21 protein-coding genes and 1 tRNA gene are annotated in these 26,318 nt (G+C 64.8%); 14 read left to right on the top strand and 8 right to left on the bottom strand.

From position 1 onward, the window contains the following. Positions 1 to 29 precede the first annotated feature (29 nt). The 3 genes from AC6UUM_RS09240 to AC6UUM_RS09230 are packed head-to-tail and all read left to right on the top strand — an operon-like array spanning position 30 to position 3,036. Positions 30 to 1,406, top strand: coding sequence for a class II 3-deoxy-7-phosphoheptulonate synthase (locus AC6UUM_RS09240; RefSeq protein WP_500801991.1), 1,377 nt, complete (start codon positions 30 to 32; stop codon positions 1,404 to 1,406). Positions 1,407 to 1,465: 59 nt separating this feature from the next. After that, positions 1,466 to 2,239: an SDR family NAD(P)-dependent oxidoreductase gene (locus AC6UUM_RS09235; RefSeq protein ID WP_500801990.1), complete on the top strand. Its 774-nt coding sequence runs from the start codon at positions 1,466 to 1,468 to the stop codon at positions 2,237 to 2,239. 5 nt (positions 2,240 to 2,244) lie between these two features. Continuing rightward, a complete protein-coding gene (locus AC6UUM_RS09230; RefSeq protein ID WP_500801989.1) occupies positions 2,245 to 3,036 on the top strand; it encodes an enoyl-CoA hydratase/isomerase family protein in 792 nt (263 codons plus the stop codon). On the opposite strand, the gene AC6UUM_RS09225 is transcribed toward AC6UUM_RS09230, so the two are convergent. Together AC6UUM_RS09225 and AC6UUM_RS09220 are read right to left on the bottom strand one after the other, a co-directional pair. Further along, positions 3,033 to 3,413, bottom strand: a complete 381-nt coding sequence (locus AC6UUM_RS09225) for a hypothetical protein (protein WP_500801988.1) — start codon at positions 3,411 to 3,413, stop codon at positions 3,033 to 3,035. The genes AC6UUM_RS09230 and AC6UUM_RS09225 overlap by 4 nt on opposite strands. Before the next feature lie 63 nt (positions 3,414 to 3,476). After that, on the bottom strand, positions 3,477 to 3,884 hold the full coding sequence (locus tag AC6UUM_RS09220; protein ID WP_500801987.1) for a nuclear transport factor 2 family protein: 408 nt from the start codon (positions 3,882 to 3,884) through the stop codon (positions 3,477 to 3,479). Positions 3,885 to 4,006: 122 nt separating this feature from the next. Here AC6UUM_RS09220 and AC6UUM_RS09215 point away from each other — a divergent pair, with 122 nt between their 5' ends. Beyond that, complete coding sequence (locus AC6UUM_RS09215; RefSeq protein WP_500801986.1) at positions 4,007 to 5,242, top strand: cytochrome-c peroxidase; 1,236 nt, start codon at positions 4,007 to 4,009, stop codon at positions 5,240 to 5,242. A gap of 12 nt (positions 5,243 to 5,254) precedes the next feature. On the opposite strand, the gene AC6UUM_RS09210 is transcribed toward AC6UUM_RS09215, so the two are convergent. The 3 genes from AC6UUM_RS09210 to AC6UUM_RS09200 form a co-directional block, all read right to left on the bottom strand. Further along, positions 5,255 to 8,398, bottom strand: a complete 3,144-nt coding sequence (locus tag AC6UUM_RS09210; protein ID WP_500801985.1) for an efflux RND transporter permease subunit — start codon at positions 8,396 to 8,398, stop codon at positions 5,255 to 5,257. Next, on the bottom strand, positions 8,398 to 9,666 hold the full coding sequence (locus tag AC6UUM_RS09205; RefSeq protein WP_500801984.1) for an efflux RND transporter periplasmic adaptor subunit: 1,269 nt from the start codon (positions 9,664 to 9,666) through the stop codon (positions 8,398 to 8,400). The genes AC6UUM_RS09210 and AC6UUM_RS09205 overlap by 1 nt, the downstream gene beginning before the upstream one ends. Before the next feature lie 135 nt (positions 9,667 to 9,801). After that, on the bottom strand, positions 9,802 to 10,641 hold the full coding sequence (locus tag AC6UUM_RS09200) for an ABC transporter permease (protein WP_500801983.1): 840 nt from the start codon (positions 10,639 to 10,641) through the stop codon (positions 9,802 to 9,804). Positions 10,642 to 10,713: 72 nt separating this feature from the next. Here AC6UUM_RS09200 and AC6UUM_RS09195 point away from each other — a divergent pair, with 72 nt between their 5' ends. Further along, entirely contained in the window at positions 10,714 to 11,292 is a 579-nt protein-coding gene (locus AC6UUM_RS09195; RefSeq protein WP_500801982.1) for a GcrA family cell cycle regulator, read from the top strand. An 83-nt stretch (positions 11,293 to 11,375) separates the two neighbouring features. Then, positions 11,376 to 12,857 (top strand): flavin-containing monooxygenase, encoded by a 1,482-nt coding sequence (locus tag AC6UUM_RS09190; protein ID WP_500801981.1) that lies wholly within the window; start codon positions 11,376 to 11,378, stop codon positions 12,855 to 12,857. A 100-nt stretch (positions 12,858 to 12,957) separates the two neighbouring features. Here AC6UUM_RS09190 and AC6UUM_RS09185 read toward each other — a convergent pair whose 3' ends face one another. Then, positions 12,958 to 13,371 (bottom strand): hypothetical protein, encoded by a 414-nt coding sequence (locus tag AC6UUM_RS09185; RefSeq protein WP_500801980.1) that lies wholly within the window; start codon positions 13,369 to 13,371, stop codon positions 12,958 to 12,960. Positions 13,372 to 13,594: 223 nt separating this feature from the next. Between AC6UUM_RS09185 and AC6UUM_RS09180 the strand changes: the two genes are divergently transcribed. Continuing rightward, a complete protein-coding gene (locus AC6UUM_RS09180; RefSeq protein WP_500801979.1) occupies positions 13,595 to 15,019 on the top strand; it encodes a serine hydrolase in 1,425 nt (474 codons plus the stop codon). A gap of 284 nt (positions 15,020 to 15,303) precedes the next feature. On the opposite strand, the gene AC6UUM_RS09175 is transcribed toward AC6UUM_RS09180, so the two are convergent. Further along, positions 15,304 to 17,082 (bottom strand): PHA/PHB synthase family protein, encoded by a 1,779-nt coding sequence (locus tag AC6UUM_RS09175; protein ID WP_500801978.1) that lies wholly within the window; start codon positions 17,080 to 17,082, stop codon positions 15,304 to 15,306. Between the two features lie 293 nt (positions 17,083 to 17,375). Here AC6UUM_RS09175 and AC6UUM_RS09170 point away from each other — a divergent pair, with 293 nt between their 5' ends. From AC6UUM_RS09170 to AC6UUM_RS09150, 5 genes are all read left to right on the top strand, one after another. Then, positions 17,376 to 18,587 carry an LL-diaminopimelate aminotransferase gene (locus AC6UUM_RS09170; protein WP_500801977.1) on the top strand — a complete coding sequence of 404 codons (1,212 nt, stop codon included), beginning with the start codon at positions 17,376 to 17,378 and terminating at the stop codon, positions 18,585 to 18,587. Positions 18,588 to 18,590: 3 nt separating this feature from the next. Then, positions 18,591 to 19,883 carry a homoserine dehydrogenase gene (locus tag AC6UUM_RS09165; RefSeq protein WP_500801976.1) on the top strand — a complete coding sequence of 431 codons (1,293 nt, stop codon included), beginning with the start codon at positions 18,591 to 18,593 and terminating at the stop codon, positions 19,881 to 19,883. A gap of 71 nt (positions 19,884 to 19,954) precedes the next feature. Next, entirely contained in the window at positions 19,955 to 20,935 is a 981-nt protein-coding gene (gene glpX / locus AC6UUM_RS09160; RefSeq protein WP_500801975.1) for a class II fructose-bisphosphatase, read from the top strand. A gap of 37 nt (positions 20,936 to 20,972) precedes the next feature. Continuing rightward, entirely contained in the window at positions 20,973 to 22,754 is a 1,782-nt protein-coding gene (gene recJ / locus AC6UUM_RS09155; RefSeq protein WP_500801974.1) for a single-stranded-DNA-specific exonuclease RecJ, read from the top strand. A gap of 82 nt (positions 22,755 to 22,836) precedes the next feature. Continuing rightward, positions 22,837 to 22,912: transfer RNA gene (locus AC6UUM_RS09150), tRNA-Glu, on the top strand. Positions 22,913 to 22,985: 73 nt separating this feature from the next. On the opposite strand, the gene AC6UUM_RS09145 is transcribed toward AC6UUM_RS09150, so the two are convergent. Continuing rightward, a complete protein-coding gene (locus tag AC6UUM_RS09145; RefSeq protein WP_500801973.1) occupies positions 22,986 to 23,678 on the bottom strand; it encodes a class I SAM-dependent methyltransferase in 693 nt (230 codons plus the stop codon). Positions 23,679 to 23,874: 196 nt separating this feature from the next. Between AC6UUM_RS09145 and AC6UUM_RS09140 the strand changes: the two genes are divergently transcribed. Next, the gene (locus AC6UUM_RS09140) at positions 23,875 to 24,657 is read left to right on the top strand and encodes an esterase/lipase family protein (RefSeq protein WP_500801972.1); all 783 of its coding nucleotides are present in this window, start codon (positions 23,875 to 23,877) and stop codon (positions 24,655 to 24,657) included. A 101-nt stretch (positions 24,658 to 24,758) separates the two neighbouring features. After that, positions 24,759 to 26,291 (top strand): WS/DGAT/MGAT family O-acyltransferase, encoded by a 1,533-nt coding sequence (locus AC6UUM_RS09135; protein WP_500801971.1) that lies wholly within the window; start codon positions 24,759 to 24,761, stop codon positions 26,289 to 26,291. Positions 26,292 to 26,318: the final 27 nt, after the last annotated feature.

Here is a 26,318-nt window from a genome sequence, read left to right as displayed (position 1 = left end):
CCGCGGCCCTGCGCCATGGGAACGCCATCATGACCAAGTCCTGGACCCCCGCCAGCTGGCGCGCCGCCGAAGCCCGGCAGTTGCCCATCTACCCCGATGCCGCGGCGCTGCACGCGGTGGAGACCGAGCTGCGGTCCTATCCGCCGCTGGTGTTTGCCGGCGAAGCGCGGGACCTTACGGCCAAGCTGGCTGATGCCGCCGCCGGCAACGCCTTCCTGTTGCAGGGCGGCGATTGCGCCGAAAGCTTTGCCGAATTCCACCCCAACACCATTCGCGACACCTTCCGCGTGCTGCTGCAGATGGCGGTGGTGATGACCTTCGCCAGCAAGATGCCGATCGTGAAGGTCGGCCGCATGGCGGGCCAGTTTGCCAAGCCACGCTCCGGGGATTTCGAGGAAATCGATGGCGTGTCGCTGCCCAGCTATCGCGGCGACAATGTCAACGACAATGACTTCACGCCCGAAGCTCGGGTGCCCAATCCGCAGCGCATGATCCGCGGCTACATGCAATCGGCTGCCACGCTGAATCTGCTGCGCGCCTTTGCCAGCGGCGGCTATGCCAATCTGCACCAGGTCCACAAATGGAACCTGGATTTCGCGGCCCGCAGCCCATGGGCTGATCAATATGCGCAATTGGCCGATCGCATCGGCGAAGCGCTGGATTTCATGGCCGCCATCGGCCTGTCGCCTGAAACCGTGCCGCAATTGCAGGGCACCAGCTTCTTCACCAGCCACGAGGCGCTGTTGCTAGGCTATGAAGAGGCGATGACCCGGCAGGACAGTCTGACCAATGATTGGTACGACACGTCGGCGCACATGCTGTGGATCGGCGATCGCACGCGCTTTGCCGGCAGCGCCCATGTCGAATTCCTGCGCGGCGTCGGCAATCCGCTCGGCCTGAAATGCGGGCCCAGCCTGGAGCCGGACGATCTGATCCGCCTGATCGACACGCTGAACCCCGGCAACACCCCAGGCCGGCTGACCCTGATCGCGCGCTTTGGCCACGACAAGATCGATCAGCATCTGCCGCGCCTGCTTCGCGCCGTGAAGCGCGAAGGCCGGCATGTGCTGTGGAGCTGTGATCCGATGCACGGCAACACGATCAAGGCCGCTGGCGGGCTGAAAACCCGGCCCTTCGACCGCATCCTTTCAGAGGTGAAGGGCTTTTTCGCCATCCACCGCGCCGAAGGCACCCACGCCGGCGGCATCCATCTGGAAATGACTGGCCAGGATGTCACCGAATGCACCGGCGGCGCCATCGCCATTTCCGATGAAGGCCTGGGCGCCCGCTATCAAACCCAGTGCGATCCGCGCCTGAATGCCAGCCAGAGCCTGGAAATGGCGTTCCTGATTGCCGAAGCGCTGAAGGCCGAACGGGAAGCACGCGTGGAGAGCGCGGCGGCCTGAGGCCAGCCCGTCACTTCTGGCAATATCGGGCAGGCGGCGGCCGCGCCACACTGGCGGCCATGACCTATCCCCTGCCCAATGCCGGCCATGATCTGACCGGCCAGATCGCCATCATCACCGGCGCCTCATCCGGCCTGGGCGCGCGCTTTGGCCGCGTGCTCAGCGCATCGGGCGCGCAGGTGGCGCTGTGCGCGCGCCGCGTGGACAAATTGGAGGCCTTGGTCGCGGAAATCACCGCGGCGGGCGGCACCGCCCAGGCCTTTGCTGTCGATGTCGCCGATCAGGCGCAGTGCCTCGCGCTGGCCGAGCGGGTGGAAGCGGCGATGGGGCCGGTTTCGATCCTGATCAACAATGCCGGCATTCCCGATGCGGCCCGCGCCCACAAATTGCCGCCCGAACTGTTCAACCAGGTGATGGCGGTGAATGTGCACGCGCCGTGGCTGCTTGCCACCAGCCTGGCCGCGCGCCGCATCGCCGATGGTGCCCCTTTGCGCATAGTCAACATCGCATCGATGGCGGCATTCGAATATGGCGGCCAGGGCGCGGCGCTGTACAGCATGACCAAGGCGGCGGTGGTGCGGATGACCGAAGTGCTCGCCGTCGAATGGGCGCGCTTTCCGATCAACGTCAACGCCATCGCGCCGGGCGCCTTTGCCAGCGAGATGATGGACGGCATGCTGGCCCGCATGGGCGACATCACCCAGCATTTCCGCCGCAAGCGCCTGGGCGATCCGGCGATGATGGATTCGACCCTGCTCTATCTGGTCGCCCCGGCCGGTGAGGCGGTGACCGGCACGGTGATCAAGATCGATGATGGGCAATCGAACAGGTGACGTCCATGACCTATGAAACCATCCACATCGAACAACGCGGCCCGGTCGATTGGCTCACGCTCAACCGGCCGGACGCGCTGAACAGCATCAACAACCAGATGGTCGCCGACCTGTCCGACTATTTCGGCCGCCTGCCCCATGCACGGAACACGCGCATCGTGGTGATGCGCGGCGCCGGGCGGGCGTTTTGCGCCGGGCTCGATATCAAGGCGCAGGGCGGCACAGGCCAAGCGCCGTTCGCGGGCGGCTTCGGCTTTCAGGGCTGGCTGGCCGACGTCTATGTGAAGATGCGGCGTTGCCCGCAGCCGATCATCAGCCTGATCCATGGCGCGGCCTGCGGTGGCGGCTTTGCCTTCACGCTGGCCAGTGACATCCGCATCGCGGCTGAGTCCGCGCGGATGAATGCCGCCTTCATCAAGCTCGGGCTTTCCAGCTGCGACATGGGCACCAGCTACTTCCTGCCGCGACTGGTCGGCGCGTCGCTGGCGGCCGAATTGATGATGACCGGCCGCTTCATCGCGGCGCCGCGCGCGCTGGCCACCGGCCTGGTCAGCCAAGTCGTGCCCGATGCCGATCTGGAAGCCGCCGGCGAAGCGCTGGTCGCCGAACTGCTCGCCACCTCGCCCATTGGCCTGCGCATGACCAAGGAAGGCCTGAACTTCGCCATCGATGCCCCCAGCCTGGAAGCCGCCATCGCGCTCGAAAACCGCAACCAGCTGATGTGCGCCGCCAGCGACGATTTCAAGGAAGGCTTGGCCGCCTTTCTGGAGAAGCGCGCGCCGAATTACGGCGCTTAACTGGTCACCCGCGCCATCAGCCCGACCGGATCAACCCGTTTGACCTGATCCCAGCGCGCCCGCGCTGCCTCGCTGCAGAAGCGGCTTTCGCCCAGATCACCGCGGTGGCCGCCTTGGCTGGCGGGCACACCCACCCGCACGGTCGCGGCGGCCAGATCGATCACCACCCGCACCGGGCCATTCGGGGTTTCGATCAGCCCGCACACCCCGGCCTGGCTGCGCGCATCAAGCCCCATCACCGGCCCCAGCAGCAGCGCCTGGGGCCGGCCCGTGCCCTGTACCAACGCCTCGGCGCGTTGGGCGGCAACCTGTTCGGGCGCCCGTTCGCCCGTGCAGGCGGCAAGCGGAATCAGGGCGAGGAATGGCGGGCAGCGCATGGTAGCGTCCCTAGCAGATGCCGCCCCCGCCTGCCCCGCCGACACGACGTCGCGGTTGAGGTATCAGGCCGGTTTCACCGCCATGGTCTGCAGCATCTCGCCCATCATCTGGTGGACCATCTGGATCGCCTTCAACGGCCGCACCATCACCTTGAAATGCACGATGCGGCCCTGATCATCCCAAGTGATCATATCGATGCCGTTCACCTTGATGCCATTGATCACATTTTCGAATTCCAGGATCGCACCATTCGCGTTCAGCCATTCGCCGGTGTAGGTGAAGCCCGGCCCGCCCAGCACCTTATCAGCACTGGCGAGATATTTGAACACGATGTCCCGGCCGCGCTGCGGCGTGTGCACCACCGGGCTTTCGAACACCGCATCGGGGTGCAGCATATCCCACAACGCCTGATGATCGGGGTTCTTCACATGGGCATGCCAGCGGGACAGATTCTCGGCTGCAAAAGACATGGCCATGGGTCTCCTTTGTGCTGATCCTATCGCAAGATCGCGCTGTGTCTGCCTGCCATGTTTGGCAAGCGACGGGGGAAAGCCGGCGGCGCATGCGTAGGGACCCCTAGGGAGAATGTAAAATGGGTTACCGAAGTGTAACGTCGGTTCTGGCCATGGCCATCGCGCTTGCCGGGTGCAGCAGCGGTGACACCACCGCCACCAACAATGCCGCCACCACGCCGGTGGCAGTGGCGCCGACGCCAACGCCGACCCCCACACCGACACCCACACCCACCCCAACACCGACCGCCCTGCCCAACGCCAGCGCGCTGCTGACCATCGATTTTGCCAATCTGCCCGAATATGCGGCGCCCGTCCTGCCCGCCCATTATGATGCCACGGTGGCCGCGCTGGATAACACGCCTGCCGACAATGCCATCAACAACCGCATCGCCACGCTGGGCCGCGTGCTGTTCTATGATCGGCAGCTGAGCGTGAACACCACCCTGGCCTGCGCTTCGTGCCACCGCCAGGAAAACGGCTTTGACGATCCGAACCGGTTTTCCACCGGCTTTTCCGGCGTGCAGTTCACCACCGCCCACGCGATGCGGCTGGGCAATATCCGTTACTGGCGGCCAGGCACCATGTTCTGGGATCGCCGCGCCGCATCGGTGGAGGCACAGGCCATCCAGCCGATCATCAACCCGGTGGAAATGGGCTGGGATGCGTCCGCCGGCGGCATCACCGCCCTGGTCGCGCGGTTGCAGGCCCTGCCCTATTATCAGGAATTGTTCGCCTTTGCCTTTGGCTCGGCGGTGGTGAGTGAGGCCCGCATCGGCCAGGCGCTGGCACAGTTCGAGCGCGCGATGATCAGCAGCAACAGCCGCTGGGACACCGCCTATGCCCAGGTGTTCAACGCCACTGCACCCAACCGCAACCTGAACGTCACGCTGCCCGGCTTCAGCGATCAGGAAAATCGCGGCCGGCAATTGTTCATGACCGGTGGCAACGCCGGGGGCGCCGGCTGTTCGGCCTGCCATGTGCCGCCAACCTTTGCCTTGACCGCCAATTCGCAGAGCAATGGCCTCGATGCCGGCGAAACCCGCGTGTTCAAATCGCCCAGCCTGAAGAACGCCGGCCTGTCGCGCGCCTACATGCACGATGGTCGCTTTGCCACGCTGGAGGAGGTGGTCGAATTCTACAACAGCGGTATCCAGGCCGGCCCGGCGCTGGACAACCGGCTGGGCGGACGTGGCGGCACCCCACAACGGCTGAACCTGTCCACCGCCGACAAGGCCGCGCTGGTGGCGTTCATGGTCACCTTCAACGATCCAGACTTCGTGGCAGACCGCCGCTTCACTTCGCCGTTCCGCTGATCGCGGAACGGCTTACTCAGCCGCTTCAGTCTGGAAGGCCTTGCTGCCCGGCAGTTCGGCGATTTCGGCGGCACCGCCGCGGGCGCGGAAGCGGGCCATCAGGCCTTCGATGCCGAGATACACCACCGGGGTGATGAACAGCGTGAGCACCTGGCTGACCATCAGCCCGCCCATCACCGCGATGCCCAGCGGCTGGCGCAGTTCGGCACCGGCACCCAGACCAAGCGCCAGCGGCGCCGCACCGGCCATGGCGGCAAAGGTGGTCATCATGATCGGGCGGAAGCGTTTGGATGCGGCTTCGCGGATGGCATAGGCCGGCGTCCAGCCATGCTGGCGCTGTCCGGCCAGGGCAAAATCGATCATCATGATGGCGTTCTTCTTGACGATCCCGATCAAGAGCACGACGCCGATGATGCCGATCACGTCCAACGGCATGTTGAACAGCCACAGGAAGGCCACCGCACCGATACCGGCGGCCGGCAGGCCCGACAGGATGGTGATCGGGTGCGCAAAGCTTTCATACAGCACGCCCAGCACGATGTAGATCACGATGATCGCCGCCAGGAACAGGATCGGCATGGTCGCCGTGCTGGCTTCGAACTGCTGCGCATTGCCGCCCAGCGCTCCGGTCACGCCACTGGGCTGCCCCAGATCGGCGGCGGCCTTTTCGATCAGCGGCTTCACCTGGCTGAGCGCCACGCCCGGTGCAAGGTTGAACGACAGCGTCACCGCTGGCAGCTGGCTCTGGTGCGACACGGTCAGCGGCGCCCCTTCGACCCGGATGCGGGTGACGGCCGACAAGGGCACCAGCTGGCCACCGCCAACCTGGCCGTCACCGCCCTGGTTGGAACCGCGCACGGTCAGCCGGCCGATCGCATCGGGGTTCATCTGGCTGGCCTGGTTGATTTCCATGATCACCTGATAATCATCGGCATCAGTGAAGATCCGGCTGACCTGCTGGTTGCCATAGGCCGCGAGCAGCACGCGGCGGACAGCCTCCACCGGCACGCCCAGCCGCGCCGCGGCGTCGCGATCGACCTCTACGAACGCCTGGCGGCTGCCGCGCTGATAATCGCTGTTCACATCGAGCAGACCGGGCAGGCCACGCATCGCGCTTTCGAGCTTGGGCGCGAAATTATACAGCTCTTCCTTGTCCACCGAATTGATCGTGTATTGATAATTGGTCGGGCTCTGCCGGCCACCCAGATTCAGGTTCTGCGGCATGTTGGGGAAGGCCGAGAAGCCAGGGATGCCCGAAAGCGCCTTGCGCAGCCGCGCCTGCACGACTTCGGCCGAATCGCGTTCATCGCGCGGTTTCAGCGGTGCAAACATGCGGCCACGGTTGGATTCGCCACCGCCGACAATGGAGTTCACTCGCGCCACGGCCGGGTCCTTCAGCACGATGGCGGCGGCCTGGTCCTGCTTGGTCTGCATATCCGCGTAACCGTCATCGGGCGCCGTTTCGGTGCCGAAGAAGATCGTGCCGGTGTCTTCGGTCGGGAAAAAGCCCTTGGGCACCACGGTGAAGCCCCACACCGCCACGCCGAGCGACGCCACGATCAGCACACCCACCACTTTGCGGCGACGCATCGTCCAATCAAAGCCGCGCATATAGCCACGGCTGAGCTTGTCGAAGGCACCGGTGGTGATGCGCGCCACCCGGCCGGGTTCCTGATGGCCGGCCTTGAGCAGGCGCGCGGCAATCATCGGGATCAGCGTCAGGCTGAGCACGGCCGATACGGCGATGGAAATCGTCATGGTCACGGCAAATTCGAAGAACAGCCGGCCGATGATCCCCCCCATGAACAGCAGCGGGATGAACACCGCCACCAGGCTGACCGAGATGGACAGCACGGTAAAGGCAATCTCGTTGGCGCCGGTGACAGCTGCCGAGCGTGGATCCTCGCCCTCTTCGGTGTGGCGCACGATGTTTTCCAGCACGACGATGGCGTCATCGACCACGAATCCGGTGGCAAGCGTGAGCGCCAGCAAGGACAGATTGTCTAGATTGAAGCCGAACAGATACATGCCGGCAAAGGTGCCGATCGCCGCGACCGGCAGCACCACCGCCGGAATGAAGGTGGCACGGGCATCGCCGAGCACGAGATAGATCACCAGGATGACAAGCAGCGCCGTACCGACCAGCGTGACCTGCGAATCGAACACCGATTCGCGCACCGATTCCGACCGATCGACCAGTTCGCTGATCTCCACCGACGGCGGCATCGCATCGCGCACCGATGGCAGCACGCGGCGGATTTCATCGACCAGCTTGACGACATTGGCGCCGGGCTGGCGCGAAACCGCGATGGTCAGCGCCGGCTCGCCATTGAACTTGGCGCCGCCGCGCAGCCGTTCATAACTGCTGATGACGCTGGCGACATCGCCGACGCGCACCGGCAGGCCATTGCGGGTGGCGATGATAACGCGGGCGAAATCCTCCGGCTTTTCCAGATTGCCCGACGCTTCCAGCACGAAATTGCGATCACCGCCGGTGATGGAGCCGACTGCCAGATTGCTGTTGGCGCTGGCAATCGCCGTGCGCAGTTCGTCCACTGTCAGATTGCGCGCCGCCAGCGCATCCGGATCGAATTGCACGCGAATGGCAAAGCGGCGGTCGCCGTAGGTCTGCACCTGGCCGGCGCCGGGCAGCGTGGACAGCCGCGGAATCATCAGCGTGTCGACCAAAGTCTGCAACTGGTTCATCGCCCGCGTCTTGTCCCGCACCGAAAGAATCAACACCGGCTGATCGGCCGGGTTGACCTTGGTGAAGCTCGGCGGGCTCGGCATTTCGGGCGGTAACCGGCGGGTAACGGCCGACAGCACCGACTGCACATCGAGCGCGGCGGAATCGATGTCGCGATCCAGCGCAAACTGCACGGTGATGTTGGTGCTGCCCGTGTTGCTGGTCGAAATCACCTGCTCGATGCCGGAGATGGTCGAAAGCTGGCGCTCGATCGGCGTGGCCACCGATGCAGCCATGGTGCCGGGGTTGGCACCGGGCAGGCTGGCCTGGATCTGGATGGTGGGCAGATCGACTTCGGGCAAGGCCGAAACCGCCAACTGGCGATAGCCGAAAATGCCGGCGAAGATCATCGCCAGCGTCAGCAGCGTCGTGGCGACCGGGCGTTCGACAAAGGTGCGAACGAAACCCATCAGCCTGCCGCCCCGGCTGGCAGCGTGCGGGCTTCGTCACCGGGGCGCACGGCCATCTGGGCGTCCCCGGCCGGCTTGACCCGCACCGTGTCACCATCCTTCAGCTTGGCCAGCGCGTCCACGACCACCTGCTCCCCGGCCTTCACGCCGCTTTCCAGATAGACCTTGCCGCCCAACCGGCCGGCAACCACGACATCGCGCATCTGCACGGTCACCCCATTGCGCCCGGCACCGGGGGGAACGCCAGCCTTGGCCGCATCGCCCGCGGGCTTGCCGCCGCCCTTGCGGATCGCCCACACGAATGGCGCGTCACGCCCCGTCTGCACGGCGCCTTCCGGCACGGCCAGATGCGGCGTCGGCGCGGCCAGCGGAAATTCGACATTGACGATCGAACCGGGCCACAGGCCATCATCGGCATTGGCAAATTCGGCACGCGCCGTCACGCCGCCGTTGCCGGGATCGACATTGTTATCCAGGAACACCAGTTTGCCGGTGGCGAGCACTTCACCGCCCACCTGCGTCTTGGCGATCACGCGCCCGCCGCCCTGGCGCAGCACGGCGCGCGCTGCGGCAATGTCGCTGGCCGGTACCAGAAAGCGCACGTGGATGGGGGACAATTGGTTGATCGTTACCAGCGCCGCATCGCCCTGGCGCACATTGGACCCCAGCCGCAGGCTGAGTTCGCCGGTGCGGCCGGAAATCGGCGCCGTCACGGTCAGGAATGACAGGGACGTTTCGGCAGACTTCACCTGGGCGCGGGCGCTGGCGATCTGCGCGCGCGCACCTTCAGCCGCGGCCCGGCGCTGGTCCAGCACGGTGCCGGAAATGAAGCCCTTGCCCACCAAGGCCTGGGCACGTTCGAAATCGGCACGAAGCTGTGCCTCGGTGGCGACCGCGCTGGCCAATTGCGCGCGTGCCTGCGCCACGGCCGCTTCGGCCTGGCGGCGGTCAAGGCGGAACAGCACCTGCCCGGCGCGGACGAAATCACCTTCGGTGAATGCGATCGAGACAATCTCGCCATCGGCACGCGGCCGCACCGCCACGCTCTGCCGCGGCGTCACTGTGCCCAGCGCCACCAGCGTCGGGGCATAGTTTTCCATCGGCACGGCCATCGCTGCCACGGTCTGCATGCCGCCACGACGGCCACCGGCGCGACCGGCTTCTTCCTTGCTGCCACCGCAAGCGGCCAGCAGCAGCAGGGCAAGTCCGGAGCCGGTGCGCAACGCTGCACGCAAAGCGGCATTTGAAAGGTTCGGATGATCAACCATGGTCTTGCACTTCAAACCCTTACGCAGCCCACACTGATACGCGGCTCATCCCGCTTTCCCCCGCTTAGGAAGGCGCAAGTGCCGTTAACCATTCCGCACCGGCCACGCAAATACGTCGTTGCCGCATGCCCAACGTCAGGCGCGCAACTTCCAGCCGGATTTCAGCACCCGATAGCAGATAAACCACAGCAGCGCATTGACGATTGCCAGGCCGATCCCGCCCTGCAGCAAATGCCCGTCGCTGATGCCGATGAAGCCGGCGCGAAACCCGTCGATCACATAGAAGAACGGGTTCACCCGCGCCATGCCCGCCATCAACGGGCTGACGCGATCGACCACGTAAAATGTGCCTGACAGCAGCGTCAGCGGCTGGATGACGAAATTGCTCACCGCGGCGGCATGATCGAATTTGTCGGCCCACACACCCGTCAGCACCCCCAGCAGTGCCAGCAGCACCGAGCCCATGGTGCCGAAATAGAGGATCAGCAACGGATCGCGCACCACCACATCCACCCCCGGCGCCAGCGCCATCACCACCCACACTGCCAGGCCCACCGCCCAGGCGCGGGTGAGCGCGCCGGCCACCCAGGCGATCAGCAATTCCCCGGCCGACAGCGGCGGCATCAGCACATCGATGATGGACCCCTGCATCTTGGCTACCAGGATCGACGAGGACGTATTGGCAAAGCTGTTCTGGATCATGCCCATCACGATCAGGCCCGGCCCCAGGAAATTGGCATAGGGCACGCCGAGCACGGCATTGCCGCTGCGCCCCAGCGCCACGGCAAAGATCACCAGAAACAGCAAAGTGGTGATCGCCGGCGCCCACACCGTCTGCAACTGCACTTTCCAGAAGCGCCGCACTTCCTTGAGATAGAGCGTTTTCAGCCCTTCGATGTTGAAGCGGGCAATGACCGTCACGCCCGGCTCCGCCCGTTCGAACATCTGCTCTGGCTTGTTATTTGAGGGCGTCATGGCTATCTCACCTACGGATGAACGCGGCGGCTGCCAAGTGGGTGCCGCCCGCCCTTTGGATCGATATTGCCCATGGCCTGGACCGACGAACGCATCGCCAAACTGAAGCATGGCTGGGAAAGCGGCATGACCGCAACCCAGATTGCCGAATTGCTGGGCGAAGGCGTCACCCGCAACGCCGTGATCGGCAAGGCGCATCGCCTCGGCCTCGAAAGCCGTCCGTCGCCGGTGAAGGCCACCGACGGCACGCCTGAGCCTGCCAGCGTTGCAGTGGGCGCCCCCGCTGCCGCGGCTCCATCGGTCGCGGCGCCGGCCCGTCCGGCGCCCGCACCGGCGGCTGCGCCGGCTCCCGCCGCTGCACCGACGCCCGCAGCCAGCACTGTCCCAGTCGCCGCGCAACCGGCGCCGCGTGCCACGGCCAAGGCCAAATCCGGCAAGCAGGCGCGCACCACCTTGCTCGATCTGAACGAGAAGGTCTGCAAATGGCCGATCGGCCATCCCGGGGAGGCGGATTTCCACTTCTGCGGCAAGGGCACCCAGCCGGGCTTCCCCTATTGCAACGAACATTGCCTGATCGCCTATCAGGCACAGGTCGCCCGCCGCGATCGCCCGCGCCAGTTGCCGACCACCTTCGGCCCCATCCGCAAATAATTTTGGCCACAAATAACTGCCACTTTGCCCCATTGCTGCTGAGCCAGTCCCGCTTTACGTGAACGTAAAGCGGAGACTGACCCATGAGCCTACCCGATCTTGACGTCCTGATCGTTGGAGCCGGCCTGTCCGGCATCGGCGCGGCCGTGCATCTGAAGCAGAACTGCCCGAACGAGCACTGGGCAATCATCGAAGGCCGCGACGCCATCGGTGGCACCTGGGATCTGTTCCGCTACCCCGGCGTGCGGTCCGACAGCGACATGCACACACTCGGCTATCGCTTCAAGCCGTGGACGGCCGCCAAGGCCATCGCCGACGGCCCCTCCATCCGCAGCTACATCCGCGAAACCGCGGCCGAACATGGCATCACGCCGCACATCCGCTTTGGCCACAAGGTCACCAATGCTGCGTGGGACAGCGCCACCGCGCGCTGGACGGTCACCGCCACCACGGCCAACGGCCCGGTCACGCTCACCACGCGCTTCCTCTACATGTGCTCCGGCTATTACAATTATGCCCAAGGCTATCGCCCGAACTGGCCGGGCGAGGCGGACTTTGCCGGGCAGATCATCCACCCGCAATTCTGGCCGGAAACGCTGGATTATTCGGGCAAGCGCATCGTGGTGATCGGCTCCGGCGCCACCGCGGTCACGCTGGTGCCCGAAATGGCCAAGCGCGCCCTTCATGTGACGATGTTGCAACGCACGCCGACCTGGATGGTTTCGCGGCCCTCGGCCGACAAGATCGCCAATCTGCTGCGCGCCGTGCTGCCCGCGCAAACCGCCTACAACCTGACCCGCTGGAAGAATGTCACCATGGGCCAGTGGTTCTACAAGCAGACGCGCGCCAACCCGGGCAAGGTGCGCACCGCGCTGCTCGGCCGGCTCGCGAAGCTGTTGCCGGCGGATTATGACCTCGAAACCCATTTCACCCCCGGCTACAACCCCTGGGACCAGCGGCTGTGCCTGGTGCCCGACGCTGATCTTTTCCAAGCCCTGAGCGCCGGCACCGCCAGCATCGTTACCGCTCAAATCGAACGGTTCGAGGCCGGCGGCATCCGCCTGGTTTCGGGCAAATATCTGGAGGCCGACATCATCGTTTCCGCCACCGGCCTGAGCTTGCAGGCGCTGGGCGGCATGGCCGTCACCGTCGATGGCCAGCTTCGCCGCACCGCCGATGCGTTGGCCTACAAGGGGATGATGTTCTCCGGCATCCCCAATCTCGCCATCAGCTTCGGCTATATCAACGCCAGCTGGACCCTGCGGTCAGACCTGATCGCCGAATATGTGTCGCGGCTGCTCAATCACATGCGCGCCACCGGCGTGGACATCGCCACGCCAACCCCGGCGCCCGATGTGGTGCCCGAACGCCTGGCGATGGATCTGCAATCCGGCTACGTCCAGCGCGGCGCCGACGCCCTCCCCCGATCCGGCAACCGCGCGCCGTGGGTGGTGACCGCCGATTACAAATATGATCGCCGCGAATTGCTGGAAGGCCCAGTGACGGATGAGATCGTCTTCAGCAAAGCCCACGCCCTGAAGCCAATGCTGGAAGCGGCGGAGTAAACCCACTCTCCCCCTCCCTTCACCTCTCCCCTTGGGGAGAGGTCGAGAGACGGCGAAGCCGGCCCGGGAGAGGGGTCCTCAGCCTCGAGTTATGCGCCGCTCACCGGCAGCGCACATCATTCCGATTGCCGCCGCGCTCCACCGCCCGCCCGGCCAAGCCGCCGCCGATCGCGCCCAGGATCGTGCCGAGCACTTCCGAGCCACCTGGCGCAATCACATTGCCCAGCACGCTGCCGCCCACGGCACCGATGATCAGCCCGGTCGAGCCATCATTGCGCCGGCAATAATAGCGCCCATCCTGCCCGCGATACACGCGGTCGTTGCGCGACAAGCGCCGCTCCTGCTGGCGCGGATTGTCGCGATAATAACGCCCGGCATCATAGCCACCATAGCCCGGATCAGGCCGGTTATAATCATAACCGCGCCAATTGCGTTGCGGCCGGCTGTCATTGAAGCCATCGGCACAGCCCGAAACCACCAGGGCACCCGCCATCATCACCATCACTGCACGCATGTGCGTTCTCCTATGTTACACAGGCATCAACGAAGTGAAGCGCCAGCGGTTCCCCCCATGCGCCGCCATGGCCAAGGCGAGGCCTGCCAACCACAGGCTTTGCCGCACCGGGCAACTGCGATATTCAAACACGGCTGGCGCAGTCCCGATGCCAGCCCATGGAAGGCATCGCGTGGCCACATATCACTTCATTGCCGGCACAATCGCCCTGTTGGCGACCACCGTGAGCGCACAGCCTGTGACCTCGCCAACCGACGTGGCCACCACGGAAGCCATCCGCCTGATCGATGCCTGGGCCGATGCGGCGCAGGTCTATGGCGGCTGGCCGGCCTATTCTGTGGCGATCGGGCAGAAGGATCGGCTGCTCTGGTCAAAAGGCTATGGCACCGTCGATGCCGGGAAGAAGCGGCCGGCCCGGGGCGACACCATCTATTCCATCTGCTCGATCTCGAAACTGTTCACCGCCGTTGCCGTGATGCAGCAGTGGGAGGCCGGCACGCTGCGGCTTGATGAACCCATCACCACCTATCTGCCCTGGGCCGCCCCCAAGCCCGATGGCCGCGATTCCGTGCCCATAACCCTGCGCGCCCTGCTTACCCATTCGGCCGGTGTCCAGCGCGACAGCGATGTCGGCAACTGGACCGGGCCAAACTATATCTTCCCCACCCGCGAACATCTGCAGGCCGAAATTGCGCAGCATCAGCCGCTCTATCCGGTCGGCCGCACCTACCAATACAGCAATGTCGGCCTCACGCTGGCCGGCGAAGCGGCAGCAGCGGTTTCCGGCAAGGATTACGCCAGCCTGGTCACGCGCGGCATCATCATCCCGCTCGGCCTGAACGACACGCGGCCCGATCACCCCTATGATCTGATCGGCACCCGCATGGCCGTGGGCTGGAGCCCGGTGGACCGCGCTGGCAACCGCACCATCCTCCCGCGTTTCGACGCCAGGGCCATCACGCCGGCCGCTGGCTTCACCAGCACCGCGGAAGATCTGGTGCGCTTCGGCCTGTGGCAGATCGGCCTGCTGGCACAGGAAACCGCCCCCGCCAAGCCGGGCGTCCTCAAACCCAGCACCTTGCGCGAAATGCAGCGCGTCCACTTCATCGACAAGGTGAACGGCGGCAGCTGGGGCCTGGGCTTCTTCAACGAAGACGCCGATGAAGGCCATTATGTCGGGCACGACGGCAGCTGCCCCGGTTATCACACCGCCATGCTGATGCGGCCCGACAGCGAGACGGCGGTGGCGGTGATGACCACCGACAGCCACGAAACCTGGGGCGATACGCAGCAAGTCCACAAACTGCTCGACGCCCGCCGCGCCCATGCGTGGAACAAAGGCTCTGGGGGCACACCCCCGGTCGCCATCCCCCTCGAAGACTATGCCGGCCGCTACACCAACAACACCTGGAACAACGAGACGATCATCCTCCCCTGGAACGGCGGCCTCGTCACCGTCGACCTGCCCGACCCCAATCTTGCCGAACATCTCTCATACCTGAAACCCATCGCCCCGGACCGCTTCCGCCGCATCGCCAAGGATGGCAGTGAAATGCACGAAGTGACGTTCCAACGGGATGCATCAGGCCGCGTGGTGGCGAAGGAGGAGTTTTACAACCGATCCGTGCGGGATGTGGCGGTGAAGTAAAAGGGAAGGTGCATCAGACCAACCCATCTCCCCCCGCGAGAGAAGGCGACCCGGCGCAGCCGCGCAGCCTGCCCCAGGGGGGTGCACGCGCGGGGACACACGCGTCACCTTGCATCTCGCCGTTGCCCGCCATCACGGCCTCGCGCTTGTTACCCTCGATCAGCCGTTCCACCGCCAGGCTGTGGCACTCGAAACGGCGGCCGTTTCAGCCTTGGCCGAGACGTAAACAGCGAATTTGGCGTGCGAGCATTGAGGTCCTCCAAACTGAAGACTCACTTCCCCCCTCAAATCCGCTCCTTCACATAAGCCCCCGGCGCATCCTCAATCGCCGCATAGGCCCCCTTCCCCGGCACCCTTGCCTTCACTTGGCTGCCAGACCGCGGCGTCAGCCAGGCCAGCCAGTCCGGCCACCAGCTGCCCTTGGTCTCCTTGGCACCCGCCACGAACGCGTCGAGCGAGTCGGCGCCGGCCTCGTTCGTCCAATATTGATATTTGCCCGATGACGGCGGGTTGACCACGCCTGCGATATGGCCGCTGCCGGCCAGCACGAAGCGCGTCTCGCCGCTGAACGCCTTGGTCAGCTTGAAGCAACTGCGCGCCGGCGCGATATGGTCTTCCTTGCCGCCCTGGATATAGGCAGGGGTCTTTACCAGCGAAAGATCGATCGGCACGCCGGCCACGCTGATGCCGCCGGGCGTCGCCAGCAGATTTTCGCGATACATTTGCTGGATATAGTCGGTGTGCCATTTCGCCGGCACATTGGTAATGTCACTGTTCCAATAGAGCAGATCGAACGGGAAATAATCCTTCCCCAGCATGTAGTTGTTCACCACATAATTCCAGATCAAGTCATTCGATCGCAGCAGGTTGAAGGTGCTGGCGAGATGGCGGCCGTCCATCACCGGCTTGTCGGCCTTGATGCGCGCCATTGTGTCGACCGCGGCATCATCGATGAAGATCTTCAGCTCACCGGCATCGGCAAAATCCACCTGCGCGGTAAAGAACGTTGCGCTGGCAACCTGATCGGCCTCGCCCTTCGCCGCCAGCACCGCCAGCGCCGCCGCCAGCGTGGTGCCAGCAACGCAATAACCGATGGTGTGCACGGCCGGCGCAGCGCAGATTTCGCGCACGATCCGCATCGCCGTGAACATGCCTTCATCGACATAGGTGTCGAGCGTGGCGTCGGCCAAGGTCTCGTCGGCATTCTTCCAACTGACCATGAACACGGTGATGCCCTGTTCGACACACCAGCGGATGAAGCTTTTTTCGGACGTCAGGTCAAGGATGTAGAATCTGTTGATCCACGGCGGGAAGATCAGCAGCGGCGTTTCGAACACGGTTTTCGTGACCGGTGCGTACTGGATCAGCTGGAACAGCCGGTTCTGATACACCACCTTCCCCGGCGTGATCGCGACATTGCGGCCGACTTCAAAGGCATTCTCGTCGGTCATGCGCATCCGCCCGGCGCGCAAATCATCAAGCAGATGTTCGAGACCCTTCAGCAGGTTGGTGCCGCCGGTGTCCACCGTCGCCTTCAGCACATCCGGGTTGGTGAGCGCGAAGTTCGACGGGCTCATCGCATCGACGAACTGCTTGATGACGAACTGTGCCTTGGTCTTTTCCTGGGCGTCGAGGCCATCGATGCCTTGCGCGGCCTCCATCACATGGCTGGCGGTGAGCAGATAGGACTGGCGCAGGAAATCAAAGGCTGGGGTTTCCGCCCAAGCAGCGCTGGCGAAGCGCTTGTCCTTCACAGCCGGCTGTTCAGCAGTCGGCACCAGGAAGCGCTGCCACAGCGCCAGCGCATCGGTCATGTAACGCTGCTGTTGCTCCATCAGCTTGACCGGATCGGCGAGCATTGCCGTCCACGCCCGCGTCCAGGTGGTCATCATGCCGAGCGGATCGGGGATCAGTGGCTCCTGGCCATGTTCCTTGCTCCAGAACTCCATCATCATCTGCTGGCCGCGGCCCATCAGATCGGTGGCCTTCTGGAAATTCTGCTGGGCCACGGCCTGCAGGGCAGCCGGGTCAGCGAGATCGGGCGTTTTTGTGGGGTCAGGCATTGTGTGTCTCCGTTGGCCGAACCATGCCTTGGCCGGGCCGGTTTTGCAAAGCTTGGCTGTTTGCGTTAAGAGCATCCCATGATCCGCTTTTCGGCCATGACTGTTGCGATTTCAGGTGCAGGCGCTGCAATTGCGGCCGCCGCAGCGCGCGCAACGGCTGCCGCGCCGCCCTGAAGCCCGCACACATCAGCGGATTTCACAGCAGCGGCGGCGGAACATTCAGGCTTCCCCCGCCGCTTTTCTTTTGAACCAATGTTGCTTACACGCAGCCCTTCAGCGCAACGGACGAACCCATGCAGGACGAGTTTTACCGCATCAAACGCTTGCCGCCCTATGTGATCGCGGAAGTGAATGCCATGCGCGCGGCGGCGCGCGCCCGCGGTGAAGACATCATCGATCTGGGCATGGGCAATCCCGATCTGCCGCCGCCGCCGCATGTGATCGCCAAGCTGGCCGAAGTCGCCGCCAAACCCGATGCGCATGGCTATAGCGCCTCCAAGGGCATCCCCGGCCTGCGCAAGGCCCAATCGGCTTATTATGCCCGGCGGTTCGGGGTCGATGTTGATCCGGATAGCGAAGTGGTGGTGACGCTGGGATCGAAGGAAGGCCTCGCCAATCTGGCGCAGGCGATCACCGCGCCCGGCGATGTCGTGCTGGCGCCCAACCCGTCGTACCCGATCCATACCTTTGGCTTCATCATCGCCGGTGCCACCATCCGCAGCGTGCCAACCACGCCGGACGAAGCCTATTTCGAAGCGCTGGAGCGCGCCGTGCGATTCACCGTGCCCCGCCCCAGCGTGCTGGTGATGGGATATCCGTCCAATCCCACCGCGGAAGTCGCCGATCTGGCCTTTTATGAACGGGTGATCGCCTTTGCCAAGAAGCACCAGATCTGGGTGCTGTCCGATCTGGCCTACAGCGAAATCTGGTTCGATGGCTGCCCGACGCCGTCGATCCTGCAAGTGCCGGGCGCCCGCGATGTGGCGATCGAGTTCACATCGATGAGCAAGACCTATTCGATGGCCGGTTGGCGCATCGGTTTTGCTGTCGGCAACAAGACCTTGATTTCGGCGCTGACGCGCGTGAAATCCTATCTGGATTATGGTGCCTTCACGCCGATCCAGGCGGCGGCCGTCGCGGCGCTGAATGGCCCGCAGGATATCGTCGAGCAGAACCGCCTGCTCTATCACCGCCGCCGCGACGTGCTGGTCGAAAGCTTCGGCCGCGCCGGCTGGGATATCCCGCCGCCGCGCGCCAGCATGTTTGCCTGGGCGCCGCTGCCACCGGCGCTCAAGCATCTGGGCAGCCTGGAGTTTTCCAAGCAGTTGCTGGTCCACGCCGGCGTCGCGGTCGCACCGGGCGTTGGCTATGGCGAGGATGGCGAGGGCCATGTGCGCATCGCGCTCGTTGAAAATGAGCAGCGCCTGCGGCAGGCGGCGCGCAATGTGCGCAAATATCTGCAGATGATGGGCGTCAACACGCCGGCGGCGAAGGTGGGGGCCTGAACCATGGTGCACGCGCTGAAAATCGGCATCGCCGGGCTGGGCAATGTTGGCGCCGGTGTGGTCAAGGTCCTCAATCAGAACGCTGATCTCATAACCCGCCGCGCCGGGCGGCCGATTGTGGTAACAGCGGCGTCGGCACGGGATCGCAACCGTGATCGCGGGATTTCCCTGGGTGGCATCGCCTGGGAAGATGATGCGGCCGAGCTGGCGACGCGCGCAGACGTGGATGTGGTGGTCGAGCTGATTGGCGGCAGCGATGGACCGGCGCTCACGCTCGCCCGCCGCACCTTCGCTGCCGGCAAGCCGCTGGTCACAGCCAACAAGGCGATGCTCGCCCATCATGGCATGGAACTGGCGCAAATCGCTGAAAATGCGGGCCTGCCGCTGAAATATGAAGCGGCCGTGGCCGGCGGCATCCCGGTGATCAAGGGGCTGGCCGAAGGCGCGGCCGCCAATCGCATCACCCGCGTTTATGGCCTGATGAACGGCACCTGCAATTATATCCTGTCGCGCATGGAAGCCGAAGGGCTGGATTTCGCCGCCGTGCTCGCCGATGCGCAGGCGCTGGGCTTTGCCGAGGCCGATCCCAGCTTCGATATCGATGGCATTGATACCGCGCACAAATTGTCGATTCTCGCGGCGTTGGCTTTTGGCGCGCGCATCGATTTTGCCGGGGTGGCGGCGCACGGTATCCGCGCCATCGCCCGCACCGATATCGCCCAGGCCGCCGCGCTGGGCTTCCGCATCAAGCTGGTTGGCCTGGCCGAAGTGCAGGATGGGCAATTGTTCCAACGCGTCCACCCGGCGCTGGTGCCGATCGACAACCCGGTGGCCACCACCATGGGCAGCCTGAACGCCGTGGTGGTGGAAGGCGATTTCGTCGGCCGGCTGTTCTTCCAGGGCCGCGGTGCCGGCGAAGGCCCCACCGCCAGCGCGGTTGTCGCCGATCTGATTGATATTGCCCGCGGTGATGTGCGGCCGCCGTTCGTGATGCCAGTGGGCGCGTTGGCCGCCATGCCGCGTGCCCCGGCTGCCGACCGGCGGGGCCGCTATTATCTCCGGCTCAGTGTGGCGGATCGCACCGGCGTGCTCGCCGAACTCACGGCGGTGCTGCGCGATTGCGGCGTTTCCATCGAAAGCCTGGTGCAGCGTGGCACCTCCAGCGAGGGCGATGCGACGCTGGTGATGATCACCCATGAAGCGCGCGAAGCCGATGTGTTGGCCAGCCTGGCGCATATGGCGGCGTCGCCGTCGGTGACTGGGCAGCCGGTCATGATGCACATATTGGACTTTTGACGCTTTGCGCGGCGCCAATAGCGCGCGTAAAGCGAACGCCGATCAGTGATTCGTTACGGGGAATTTCAAACATGACGGTTGCCAGCAACATGCTCGAACGCGTGTTAGTACTTGAAATGGTTCGCGTTACCGAAAATGCCGCCATCGCTGCCTCACACCTGATCGGCCGCGGCAATGAAAAAGCCGCCGATGCGGCCGCCGTTGAAGCCATGCGCGATGCCCTCAACCAGCTTGATCTCGATGGCACAGTGGTGATCGGCGAAGGCGAACGCGACGAAGCGCCAATGCTGTTCATCGGGGAAAAGGTCGGCAAGGCCATCGGCACCGGGCCGCGCATCGATATCGCGCTCGATCCGCTGGAAGGCACCACCATCACCGCCAAGGCCGGCCCCAACGCGCTCGCCGTGCTGGCCATTGCCGAAGAAGGCGGCCTGCTCAACGCACCCGATGTCTATATGGACAAGATCGCCGTGGGCCCCGGTTATCCCGAAGGCGTCATCGATCTGCGCCGCAGCGCCACCGAAAATGTCCGCGCCGTCGCCGCCGCCAAGGGCGTGAAGCCCGGCGATCTCATCGTTTGCGTGCTCGATCGTCCGCGCCACGAGGCGCTGGTGGCCGAACTGCGCGGCCTGGGCTGCGGCATCATGCTGATCCCCGATGGCGATGTTGCCGGCGTGATCGCCACCACCAATCCCGATACCGGCATCGATATCTACATGGGATCGGGGGGCGCCCCAGAAGGTGTGCTCGCCGCCGCCGCGCTGCGCTGTGTGGGTGGGCAGATGCAGGGCAAATTGCTGTTCCGCAACGATGATGAACGTGGCCGCGCCCGGCGCTGGGGCATCGAGGATCTGGATCGCATCTATGGCCTGACCGATCTGGCCAAGGGCGATTGCATCTTTGCCGCCACCGGCGTCACCGATGGTTCGATGCTGAAAGGCGTCAAGCGCCGCAAGGACGGCGTGATCACCACCCAAAGTGTGGTGATGCGCGCCAGTTCCGGCACGATCCGCTGGGTCAGCGGCGAACATCGCGGCCATCGCCATAGCTGACTTGCGCGGCGCTGCCAGCGCCCCGCATAAGGCCGGGATGCTGCCCCCTCCCCGCCCCGTCCTCGGCGTTGCCACCTCGCTCTCCGGCCAGCCTTGGGCCTGGCGTGGCGGACTTGTGCCCGGCGATGGCCTGGATGGGCGCGGCGCCGATGATCTGCTCCAGCATCTGTTCCGCACGCGAGGCGGCGATCCGGCCGATTTTGCTCGGCTGAAAACCCCGACCCTGCGCGACTGGCTGCCCGATCCGTCGATCTTTGCCGACATGGATGTTGCCGCCGAGCGCCTGGCGCTGGCGCTGCGCCGCGATGAAGCCATCGTGATCTATGGCGATTATGATGTGGACGGCGCCACCTCCGCCGCCGTGCTGATCCGTTATCTGCGGGGCCTGGGCGGCAAGGTCGGCCACTATATCCCGGATCGGCTGCTGGAAGGTTATGGCCCGTCTGCCGGCGCGCTGGTGGCGTTGAAGCAGGCCGGCGCCGATCTGGTGGTGACGGTCGATTGCGGCACGCAAGGCTTTGAAGCGCTGTCCGCCGCGAAGGCCGCTGGCCTGGATGTGATTGTTGTCGATCACCACAAGGCCGGCACAGCGCTGCCGCAGGCGCTGGCCCTGGTGAACCCCAATCGGCTGGATGAAGGCGCTGAGGCCGCCGCATTTGGCCATCTGGCGGCGGTTGGCATGGCTTTTCTGCTCGCCGTGGCGCTCAATCGCCTGCTGCGCGATTCTGGCTGGTTCGCCAGCCGGGAAGCGCCCAATCTGCTCGATCTGCTCGATCTGGTGGCGTTGGGCACGGTGGCTGATGTCGCGGCGTTGCAGGGGCTGAACCGGGCATTCGTCACGCAAGGGCTGAAGGTGATGGCACGGCGCGGCAATATCGGTCTGGCGGCACTGTGCGATGCCGCCCGCTTGTCGCGCGCGCCGATTGCCCGCGATCTCGGCTTTGCGCTGGGGCCGCGTGTAAATGCCGGCGGGCGCGTAGGCCAGGCTGATCTGGGCGTGCGCCTGCTCACCACCAATGATGCCGGCGAAGCCGCCGCGATTGCCGCCGAACTTGATCGGTTGAACCAGGAACGGCGCGGGATCGAGCAAGAGGTCTCTGATGCCGCCATGGCAGGCGCCGGCGATGCTGCAGCGGGCTGCGCCGTGGTGGCGGGGGTGGGCTGGCATCCCGGCGTGATCGGCATCGTTGCCTCCCGCCTGAAAGAGCGGCTGGGCCGGCCAGCCATCGTCATCGCCATTCAGGAGGATGGCACCGCCAAGGGCTCTGGCCGTTCGATCACCGGAGTCGATCTGGGCGCCGCCGTGCTGGCCGCCAAGGATGCCGGCCTGCTGATCGCCGGCGGCGGCCACGCGATGGCTGCGGGGTTGACCGTATCGGCCAGCGACATTGCCGCGCTGGCCGAATTTCTGGATCGACGCCTGTTGGCCGCGGTGGAAATCGCTACCGCCAATCGTCACCTTGCCATCGATGCCGCCGTCACGCCGCGCGGGCTCAATGCCGGGCTGGTCGATGTGTTGGAAACTGCCGGCCCCTATGGCCAGGGCTGGCCGGCACCACGCGTGGCCGCCGGGCCGTTCCAGGTGGTGGATGCGCGCATTGTCGGTGAAAATCACCTGCGATTGCAATTGACTGGCCCTGATGGCGGCCGGATCAAGGCGATGGCCTGGCGCCACGGCGACAGCGAATTGGGCGCCGCTTTACAGGGCGCCGGTCGCCGGCCCATCCATGTCGCCGGCCGCGTCAAGCGCGACGAATGGACCGGCGGCGACGCGGTGGAGCTGGAATTGGACGATGCCGCCTACGCCGATGGCCGCTGAACGCCCTCTATTTCCATGCGTCTTTTGAAAATCGCGGTTGACGCCGCCCTGCCAGACCAATAACAGGCGGCCTCCCGCTGATGGTCCCTTCGTCTAGCGGTCTAGGACGTCGCCCTTTCACGGCGAAAACACGGGTTCGAGTCCCGTAGGGATCACCATCTACAAACGATGGCAGCATGGGCGGGGCAGCGCCGCCGCTGGCGGCACCGCCCCTGACGGAACCAGCCGCGTTTACGGCTTCTTGAAACGATAGACGATCTGGTCGGTCTTGCCCCGGATCGAGGCATCGCGCACGCCGGCGGTGCGGGGATCGGCCGGATTGCGCAGCGCCTGGCTTTCGCCATCGAATGTGAAGCCGGCGGCGGTGACTTCCGCCTTGATGACCGCCGGGTCGATGCGATGCAGCGTCCGGGTGGCGGACAGGCCGCTGCCATCCACGGCGGCATGATCGATCACGATATAGGTGCCGCCCTTCTTCAGCGCGGCGAACACGGCCTTGTTCAGATCGATCACCTGTTCCGGCGTCATGCTGTTGTGCAGATCGTGATAATTTTGCGCGGTCCAGAACAGATCAAGCGTGCCGGCCATGGCGGCATCCATCGGGAACGCGCCGATGCTGACGTTCGACCAACCCGTGGTGGCAAGTTCGCGCACCGCCTTGGTCCGTTCCGGATTCGCGGCAACGACAGCCGGGAACACGCCGATGACCTTGCCCTTCGGGCCGACCGCGGTCGAAAACACCCGCGTGAAATAGCCGCCGCCCGGCAGGAAATCGGCAACGGTCTGCCCCGGCTTGATGCGGGCGAAGGCCACCATCTCCATCGGCTTGCGGTCGGCATCGCGCGCCACATCATCGGCGGGGCGCTGCTGCGCAAGCGCCGGCATGGCGATCAGGCTGATCAGTGCGGCGGCAACATATTTCATCGTGTCGGCTCCCGGTTTTGAACAGCCGCAGGCTAACATGTCGCAGGGCCGGCAACCAGCGGCAATGGCCCCCGCTGGCGCTGGCGCAAACAAGGCCATGGGCGTGCCGTTTTGCGGTTCGCGCCCGCCGCTTGCATGATCCGGTTCCGAGGTGCAGACTTTCTCTTTCTTCCCGCTGAGCCGCGAGACATGCCCCATGACCGAAGCCACCATGAACGCAACGGCCAAGCCAGGCGGCAGCAGGATGAAGCCACCCGGCCTGTTGCTCACCATGTCCGAAGGCCGGGGGCTGATGGAGTTCGCCGCCGGCATGGCCCTGCGGCCGATGATGATGACGGCGCCGCGCGGCGATGGCCATCCTGTCGTGGTGCTGCCGGGGTTCATGGCCAGTGACCGTTCCACCGGGTTTCTGCGCAAATATCTGACCGATCTGGGCTATGACGCCCGCGCCTGGGGCAATGGCCGCAATCTGGGGCGCTTCTACAAGATGCGCGATGTGCTCAGCCGCCAACTGCTCGATATCCATGCCGAAACCGGGCGCAAGGTGTCGCTGGTCGGCTGGAGCCTTGGCGGGGTGTTCTCGCGCTATCTGGCGCTCACCCATCCCGAAGCCGTGCGCAGCGTCATCACGCTTGGCAGCCCGTTTGCCGGCGACATCAACGCGACCAATGCCAAACGCCTTTACGAATTCATGTCGGGCGAAGGTGAGCCCGATCTCAATGACGTGGCGCGGCTGGCCGGGGACCTGCCGGTCCAGAACAGTTCCATCTACACCAGGCTGGATGGCGTCGTGAATTGGCGCACGTGCATACCCAAGCCCGCAGCCAATGCCGAAGCCATCGAAGTCCATCTTGCGAGCCATCTTGGCATTGGCGGCAATCCGGCGGCGTTGTGGGCCGTGGCTGATCGACTGGCGCAGGCCGATGGTCAGTTCACACCCTTCACCCGCAAGGGCCCGTTTGCGTTCGCTTATGCTTGAGCCGGCTGCTTGACTTTGCGCGAGGCAGGTCAGCATTCTGCGGGATGAAGAAATCGGCCCGGCCAACGGGCACGGGGCAGCAGACAAAGGGGGGGCACGACATGGCGGACGCCGTCAAACTGTCATCGATGGATGCGGCCTTCCTGTATCTGGAAACGCCGGAAATGCCGATGCACGTCGGCTCCTTGTCCATGTTCCAGTTGCCCAAAGGGTATCAGGGCGATTTTTTCGAAGCCTTCAAGACGCAGATCGAGGATCGACTGGCCGATACGCCGATGCTGAAGCGCAAGCTGGCGCGCACCGTGCTCGATTTCGATCACCCGAGCTGGATCGAGGATGACCAGTTCGACATCAACCGGCATATCTTTCGCGGCAGCCTGGCCGCCCCCAGCGACATGGACGCACTGCGCCGGATTGTGGGCTGGATGCACGCCAAGCTGCTGAACCGCGCCCGGCCGCTATGGGAATTCTATCTCTTTGAAAACATGCCGGGCGATCAGGTTGGCCTGTATGTCAAGATTCACCACGCCCTGATCGATGGCGGTGCCGGCATGGCGCTGACCAAGATCATCTATGACGCCGTGCCCAATCCGGAACCGCGCGTGCGCGAAGCGATCGCCGCGCCGAGCGAAGCGCCGAAGCCCAGCCTTGTCGACACCGCCACCGGAGCGATGGAATCCTATCTGCGGTTCTGGCAGGCCCCGTTCAAGCCTGATGCCGCCGGCAGCTTCAGCCTGCCGCGTTCGGGCCGGACGGATCTGGGCTCGGTCTTGAGGGACCATATCGCCGGCCAGATCGAGATCGGCGTGAAACTTGCCGCAGCCGTGCCAGCGATGGCCGGGACCGCCGCGAAGAATTTGCCGCAATTGTTTGACGTGTCACGACTTTCAGACCTGCGCAACATGACGGCGCCCAAAACCCCCTTGAACAAGTCGATCAGTTCGGAACGGGCCTTTGCCACGGTGACCCTGCCATTGAGCCGGGTGAAGGCCGTGGGCAAGGCGGCGGGCGGCTCCATCAACGATGCCGTCATGGCGCTCTCTGCCGGCATGCTGCGCCGCTATCTGCAGGAGAGCAACAGCCTGCCGCCGCGCGCCTTGACGGCCGGCGTGCCGATTTCCCTGCGTGAGGACGGCAATGCCAACGCCAACAACCAGGTGTTTGCCATGATCTGCCAGCTTGCCACCGACGTCGAAGACCCCAGGCAGCGGCTGGCAACGATCATCGCCGAAAGCGGCAAGTCGAAGGCGATGGTCAGCCCGTTCAAGGATCTGGTGCCGCTGGTGAGCAATGCATCGACCATCGGCCTGCCGATGGCAGCGCAGGTGCTGGCCCTGCTCTACTCGCGCTCCGGCCTGGCCGATGTGCTGCCGCCGGCGACCAACGTGTGCATTTCCAATGTGCCCGGGCCGCGCATGGCGCTGTATGCCGCCGGTGCGGAGCTGCTGCATCTTTATCCCGTGTCGATCGTCACCCACGGCATGGCGCTGAACATCACGGTGCAGAGCTATCGCGATCAGCTGGAATTCGGCCTGATTGCCGGCGCGAACATCCTGCCCGACGTGCAACGCCTGGCCAACATGATGCGGGATGAATTGGACACGCTGGAACAGGCGTTCGAACTGGCAGCCTGAACAGCGGCAATGGCGCGCACTGGCGCC

The organism is Sandarakinorhabdus sp. (genome assembly GCF_987265915.1).
Note: the sequence above shows the minus strand (reverse complement) of the source record. Positions and strands in the feature narration are given on the sequence as shown.

Excerpts from the sequence above, each read along its gene's own strand:
- AC6UUM_RS09135 (WP_500801971.1), top strand. The coding sequence starts at position 24,759 with ATGGCGGACGCCGTCAAACTGTCATCGATGGATGCGGCCTTCCTGTAT.
- AC6UUM_RS09230 (WP_500801989.1), top strand. The coding sequence starts at position 2,245 with ATGACCTATGAAACCATCCACATCGAACAACGCGGCCCGGTCGATTGG.
- AC6UUM_RS09220 (WP_500801987.1), bottom strand. The coding sequence starts at position 3,884 with ATGTCTTTTGCAGCCGAGAATCTGTCCCGCTGGCATGCCCATGTGAAG.
- AC6UUM_RS09215 (WP_500801986.1), top strand. The coding sequence starts at position 4,007 with ATGGGTTACCGAAGTGTAACGTCGGTTCTGGCCATGGCCATCGCGCTT.
- recJ (WP_500801974.1), top strand. The coding sequence starts at position 20,973 with ATGCTGCCCCCTCCCCGCCCCGTCCTCGGCGTTGCCACCTCGCTCTCC.
- AC6UUM_RS09140 (WP_500801972.1), top strand. The coding sequence starts at position 23,875 with ATGACCGAAGCCACCATGAACGCAACGGCCAAGCCAGGCGGCAGCAGG.
- AC6UUM_RS09240 (WP_500801991.1), top strand. The coding sequence starts at position 30 with ATGACCAAGTCCTGGACCCCCGCCAGCTGGCGCGCCGCCGAAGCCCGG.
- AC6UUM_RS09170 (WP_500801977.1), top strand. The coding sequence starts at position 17,376 with ATGCAGGACGAGTTTTACCGCATCAAACGCTTGCCGCCCTATGTGATC.
- AC6UUM_RS09165 (WP_500801976.1), top strand. The coding sequence starts at position 18,591 with ATGGTGCACGCGCTGAAAATCGGCATCGCCGGGCTGGGCAATGTTGGC.
- AC6UUM_RS09200 (WP_500801983.1), bottom strand. The coding sequence starts at position 10,641 with ATGACGCCCTCAAATAACAAGCCAGAGCAGATGTTCGAACGGGCGGAG.
- AC6UUM_RS09210 (WP_500801985.1), bottom strand. The coding sequence starts at position 8,398 with ATGGGTTTCGTTCGCACCTTTGTCGAACGCCCGGTCGCCACGACGCTG.
- AC6UUM_RS09235 (WP_500801990.1), top strand. The coding sequence starts at position 1,466 with ATGACCTATCCCCTGCCCAATGCCGGCCATGATCTGACCGGCCAGATC.
- AC6UUM_RS09175 (WP_500801978.1), bottom strand. The coding sequence starts at position 17,082 with ATGCCTGACCCCACAAAAACGCCCGATCTCGCTGACCCGGCTGCCCTG.
- AC6UUM_RS09195 (WP_500801982.1), top strand. The coding sequence starts at position 10,714 with ATGGCCTGGACCGACGAACGCATCGCCAAACTGAAGCATGGCTGGGAA.
- AC6UUM_RS09205 (WP_500801984.1), bottom strand. The coding sequence starts at position 9,666 with ATGGTTGATCATCCGAACCTTTCAAATGCCGCTTTGCGTGCAGCGTTG.
- glpX (WP_500801975.1), top strand. The coding sequence starts at position 19,955 with ATGACGGTTGCCAGCAACATGCTCGAACGCGTGTTAGTACTTGAAATG.
- AC6UUM_RS09145 (WP_500801973.1), bottom strand. The coding sequence starts at position 23,678 with ATGAAATATGTTGCCGCCGCACTGATCAGCCTGATCGCCATGCCGGCG.
- AC6UUM_RS09225 (WP_500801988.1), bottom strand. The coding sequence starts at position 3,413 with ATGCGCTGCCCGCCATTCCTCGCCCTGATTCCGCTTGCCGCCTGCACG.
- AC6UUM_RS09185 (WP_500801980.1), bottom strand. The coding sequence starts at position 13,371 with ATGCGTGCAGTGATGGTGATGATGGCGGGTGCCCTGGTGGTTTCGGGC.
- AC6UUM_RS09190 (WP_500801981.1), top strand. The coding sequence starts at position 11,376 with ATGAGCCTACCCGATCTTGACGTCCTGATCGTTGGAGCCGGCCTGTCC.